The sequence below is a fragment of the Rhodoferax sp. genome (assembly GCF_014859475.1).
Lineage (GTDB): Bacteria > Pseudomonadota > Gammaproteobacteria > Burkholderiales > Burkholderiaceae_C > Rhodoferax.
This window is the reverse complement of record NZ_JACUUE010000170.1, coordinates 1-5,284: the sequence shown is the minus strand read 5'-3', so window position 1 is coordinate 5,284 and position 5,284 is coordinate 1. Positions and strand designations below refer to the sequence as shown.

The window sequence follows — 5,284 nt, the reverse complement described above, 5'->3', positions numbered from 1 at the left end:
TCTCGACCTATACCTTGGCAAGGTATCGCTCTACCAACTGAGCTATTCCCGCATTGCAAGCGTCAGATTATAAGGGTAAATTTCTTCTAATCGCCTCTCAAAAAACCAATTTTCTTAATGTTTGATGGCATCGGTTGTTGCCTGAGCAGCCAGGCTGACTTCTGCCTGCGCGGACACAACAGGAACCTCTTCAGGCAAAGCCGTCGGCATGCGCTCCAGCGCCACTTCCAGCACTTTGTCGATCCAGCGCACAGGCACAATTTCGAGTCCGTTTTTGACGTTCTCAGGAATTTCCTGTAAATCCTTGGCGTTGTCCTCCGGAATCAACACGGTCTTGATGCCACCGCGCAGCGCGGCCAGCAATTTCTCTTTCAAACCGCCAATGGCCGTGACCTCGCCGCGCAGGGTAATTTCACCTGTCATGGCGACACCGCAGCGCACCGGAATGCCGGTCATGGCCGAGACAAAAGCGGTGGTCATGGCCGCGCCCGCACTGGGGCCGTCCTTGGGTGTGGCGCCGTCGGGCACGTGGATGTGAATGTCTTTTTTCTCGAAAAATTCGTCCTTGATGCCCAGCCGATGTGAACGGCTGCGCACCACGGTGCGGGCCGCTTCCACCGATTCCTTCATCACGTCGCCCAGCGAGCCGGTGCGGGTGATGACGCCTTTGCCGGGCACCATCGCGGCCTCGATGGTGAGCAGATCGCCACCCACCTCGGTCCACGCCAGGCCGACGACCTGGCCCACCTGATTCATTTTTTCCGCGCGGCCGTAATCAAATTTGCGCACCCCCAAAAATTCGCTCAAGTTGGCGGCAGACACCACCACCTGCCCAGTCATTTGTTTGAGTTGCAGGCCCTTGACCACTTTGCGGCAAATTTTCGAAATATCGCGCTCCAACGAGCGCACACCTGCTTCGCGCGTGTAGTACCGAACAATGTCGCGCACCGCGTCTTCGGTAACCTCAAGTTCGGATTCCTTGACGCCGTTGTTGCCCAGTTGCTTGGGCAACAGGTAGCGCAGCGCAATATTGGTTTTTTCGTCTTCGGTGTAGCCCGACAGCCTGATCACCTCCATGCGGTCGAGCAGCGCGGGCGGGATGTTCATGGAATTCGAGGTGGCAACGAACATCACGTCGCTCAAGTCAAAATCAACCTCGACGTAGTGGTCGGCAAACTTGTGGTTTTGCTCGGGGTCGAGCACCTCCAGCAGCGCGCTTGATGGGTCGCCGCGGAAATCAGTGCCCAGCTTGTCGATTTCATCAAGCAAAAACAAGGGGTTGCGCGTGCCGACCTTGCTCAGGCTTTGCATTACCTTACCCGGCATGGCGCCGATATAGGTGCGCCGGTGGCCGCGAATCTCGGCTTCGTCACGCATGCCGCCCAGGGCCATGCGCACGTACTTGCGCCCGGTCGCCTTGGCAATCGATTGCCCGAGCGAGGTCTTGCCCACGCCGGGCGGCCCAACCAGACACAAAATGGGCGCCTTGACCTTGTCCACGCGTTGCTGCACCGCCAGGTATTCCAGAATGCGGTCTTTCACCTTGTCGAGGCCGTAATGGTCTTCGTTGAGCACCGTTTCGGCATTGAGCAGGTTGTGTTTGATCTTGGTCTTGTTGGCCCACGGCAGGCCGGTGAGCACGTCGATGTAGTTGCGTATCACCGTGGCTTCGGCTGACATGGGCGACATCAGCTTGAGCTTTTTCAACTCGCCCTCGGCCTTTTTCAGGGCGTCCCGGGGCATCTTGGCGGCTTTGATCTTTTTCTCGATCTCGTCGATGTCGGCGCCGTCTTCACCCTCGCCCAGTTCTTTCTGGATCGCCTTGACCTGCTCGTTCAAATAAAAATCGCGCTGGTTTTTTTCCATTTGCCGCTTGACGCGGCCGCGAATTTTTTTATCGACGTTGAGGATATCCACTTCATGGTCGATTTGCGCAAACAGGTTTTCCAGACGATCACGCACGCTCGACAAGTCGAGCACTGCCTGCTTGCTTTCCAGCTTGAGTGGCAAATGCGCGGCAATCGTGTCGGCCAGGCGGCCCGGGTCGTCGATGCTGGTGATCGAGCTCAGGATTTCGGGCGGGATTTTTTTGTTGAGCTTGACGTACTGGTCAAACTGCTGCATGACCGCGCGGCGCAGGGCTTCAATTTCACTGACCTGCGCCTTGGTCTTGGCCTCTGGCTCGGCAGGCAACTCCACCGGTGTCACGGTGGCGGTAAAAAACTGTTCGCCATCTTCAATGTGATTGACCACGGCGCGCTGCTGGCCTTCCACCAGCACCTTGACGGTGCCATCGGGCAGCTTGAGCATTTGCAGGATGGTGGAGATACAGCCCATCTCGAACATGTCGGACACCTCAGGGTCGTCCTTGGCGGCGGCTTTTTGCGCCACCAGCATGATGCGACGGTTCGCGTTCATGGCGGCATCAAGGGCCTTGATGCTCTTGGGGCGCCCCACAAACAAGGGGATCACCATGTGCGGAAAGACCACCACATCGCGCAAGGGCAGCAAGGGCAGATCTGCCGGAATGGCAGGCATTAGTGATTGACCAGACATGAAGGGTCCTTAAATTACCGGAATGACAATGATTCGAAACGCCTACTCAATCAAGCCTTTTTGGCAAGTTCACGGTAAACCAGCAAAGGCGGCTTGTTGTCTTCTATGGTGGTCTCATCGAGCACCACTTTTTCGACGTTCGTCTGATTGGGAAGATCAAACATGGTGTCGATCAGCGCCAATTCAAGGATTGAACGCAAACCACGGGCACCGGTCTTGCGGATCAAGGCTTGCTTGGCAATGGCTTTCAGGGCGTTGGGACGAATTTCGAGCTCAACGCCCTCCATGGCCAGCAGCTTGCTGTACTGCTTGACCAACGCATTTTTGGGCTCGGTCAAAATTTGCACCAGCGTGTCTTCGCTCAACTCGCCCAGCGTGGCGACCACCGGCATGCGCCCGACCAATTCGGGAATCAGGCCGAACTTGATCAGGTCTTCGGGCTCGACTTCTTTGAACACATCAGTCAGATTGCGGTTTTGCTTGCTGTGCACGGCCGCGCCAAAACCGATGCCCGATGACTCGGTGCGGTTCTCGATGACCTTTTCGAGCCCCGAGAAAGCACCGCCGCAAATGAACAGGATATTGGTGGTGTCAACCTGCACAAAATCCTGGTTTGGATGCTTGCGCCCGCCCTGCGGCGGCACGCTCGCCATGGTGCCCTCGATCAGTTTCAGCAAGGCCTGCTGCACGCCTTCGCCGGAGACATCGCGGGTGATGGACGGGTTGTCTGATTTGCGGGAAATCTTGTCAATCTCGTCGATATAAACAATGCCGCGCTGGGCCCGCTCGACCTCGTAGTTGCAACTTTGCAGCAACTTGAGGACGATGTTTTCAACGTCTTCGCCGACATAACCGGCTTCGGTCAGCGTGGTCGCGTCAGCCATGACAAACGGCACATCGAGCATGCGCGCCAGCGTTTGCGCCAGCAGCGTTTTGCCGGAACCCGTTGGGCCGATCAACAGGATGTTGCTCTTGGCGAGCTCGACCTCGTCCTTGTCGGCTTTTTCCTGGTGCCGCAGCCGCTTGTAGTGGTTGTAAACCGCCACCGCCAGAATGCGCTTGGCAGGCTCCTGGCCGATCACGTAGTTGTCGAGGTTGGCCTTGATCTCGGCCGGCGTCGGCAAACTGCTTTTTTCTTCAGTCGCCGTGGTGGGCGGCAGTTCGTCGCGAATGATCTCGTTGCACAGTTCAATGCATTCATCGCAGACAAAGACCGACGGTCCCGCAATCAGCTTTTTGACTTCGTGCTGGCTCTTGCCGCAAAAAGAGCAATACAGGGTTTTTTCACCCGACGTGCCTTTGGCCATGTCTTTACGCCCTCTTGGATAAAACCTGGTCAATCAGACCATATTCCTTGCTCTCATCGGCCGACATGTAATAGTCGCGCTCGGTGTCACGCTCAATGCGCTCGAGTGGCTGACCGGTGCGTTCCGCCAGAATCTTGTTGAGTTGCTCGCGCGTCTTCAGGATTTCGCGCGCCTGAATCTCGATTTCCGTGGCCTGACCCTGACTGCCGCCCGAGGGCTGGTGAATCAGTATCTTGGAGTTAGGCAACGAAAAACGCTTGCCCTTGGCGCCAGCGGCCAGCAAAAACGCGCCCATGCTGGCAGCCATGCCGGTGCACAGCGTGGACACGTCGGGTTTGATGAAATTCATGGTATCAAAAATCGCCATACCGGCGCTGACCGAGCCACCAGGCGAGTTAATGTAAAACGAAATGTCCTTGTCGGGATTTTCGCTTTCCAGAAACAGCAATTGCGCCACCACCAGGTTGGCCACATGGTCGTTGACCGGGCCCACCATAAAAATGACGCGCTCCTTGAGCAGGCGCGAGTAAATGTCGTAAGACCGTTCGCCCCGGCCGGACTGCTCGATCACCATGGGCACCATGCCCAAAGCCTGTGTATCCATCGCACTCATCTGTAAATTCATCATGACTCCAAAAAATTTGATGCTACTGTAGCTAAAAAAACATGGCCTCCAAGCAAATGGGGCTTGCATGCCAGACAACCAGCCCGGCACAAGCCCCATCACCCGTTAAAACGGCCGCAGGCTCAGCTTTGCACCATCAACTCGTCAAAGCTGATCGCTTTTTCAGTGACCTTGGCCTTGGACAAGACAAAGTCCGTCACATTGTTTTCCAGCACCACCGTTTCGACCTCGGCCATGCGGTTGTTGTCGCTGAAGTACCAGCGCTCCACCTCAGAGGGTTTTTCGTAGCTGGAAGCCAGTTCCTTGACATGCGCCTTGAGCTGCTCCAGCGTGGCCTGCAGCGCGTTGGCGCGCACCAGTTCGGCCACCACCAAACCCAGGCGCACGCGGCGCTCAGCCTGTGGGCGGAACACGTCGTCGGGAATAGCCACCTTGTCAGCGTCCTTGATACCGCGCTTTTTCAGGTCGGCGCGGGCGCCTTCGAGCAAACGCGCCATTTCTGCTTGCACACTGGCGGTGGGCAAATCGAGCTCGGCAGCGGCCACCAGCGCATCCATGACGGCGGCCTTGTTGCGCGCCAGCAAACGGAACTTGACTTCGCGTTCCAGATTTTTCTTGATGTCGGCGCGCAAGCCTTCAACGGTGGCATCTGCGATACCCAGCGATTTGGCCAGTGCCTCGTTGACTTCAGGCAGATGCGCGGACTCGATTTTTTTCACGGTCACCATGAAGTCAGCCGTTTTGCCGGCCACGTCCTTGCCGTGGTAGTCGGCGGGAAATGCCAGCGGGAAAGTCT

The 5,284-nt window shown here is 56.9% G+C and carries 4 protein-coding genes; all 4 read right to left on the bottom strand.

Translation table 11 applies throughout. The features are described 5' to 3' along the window. Positions 1–114 precede the first annotated feature (114 nt). Positions 115–2,556 carry an endopeptidase La gene (lon, locus tag IBX54_RS12075; protein WP_296542902.1) on the bottom strand — a complete coding sequence of 814 codons (2,442 nt, stop codon included), beginning with the start codon at positions 2,554–2,556 and terminating at the stop codon, positions 115–117. A 50-nt stretch (positions 2,557–2,606) separates the two neighbouring features. After that, positions 2,607–3,863, bottom strand: coding sequence for an ATP-dependent Clp protease ATP-binding subunit ClpX (clpX, locus tag IBX54_RS12070; RefSeq protein ID WP_296542901.1), 1,257 nt, complete (start codon positions 3,861–3,863; stop codon positions 2,607–2,609). 4 nt (positions 3,864–3,867) lie between these two features. Continuing rightward, the gene (gene clpP, locus IBX54_RS12065) at positions 3,868–4,476 is read right to left on the bottom strand and encodes an ATP-dependent Clp endopeptidase proteolytic subunit ClpP (protein ID WP_296542900.1); all 609 of its coding nucleotides are present in this window, start codon (positions 4,474–4,476) and stop codon (positions 3,868–3,870) included. Positions 4,477–4,610: 134 nt separating this feature from the next. Continuing rightward, a partial coding sequence (tig, locus tag IBX54_RS12060; RefSeq protein WP_296542899.1) for a trigger factor occupies positions 4,611–5,284 on the bottom strand: 674 nt, incomplete at its 5' end.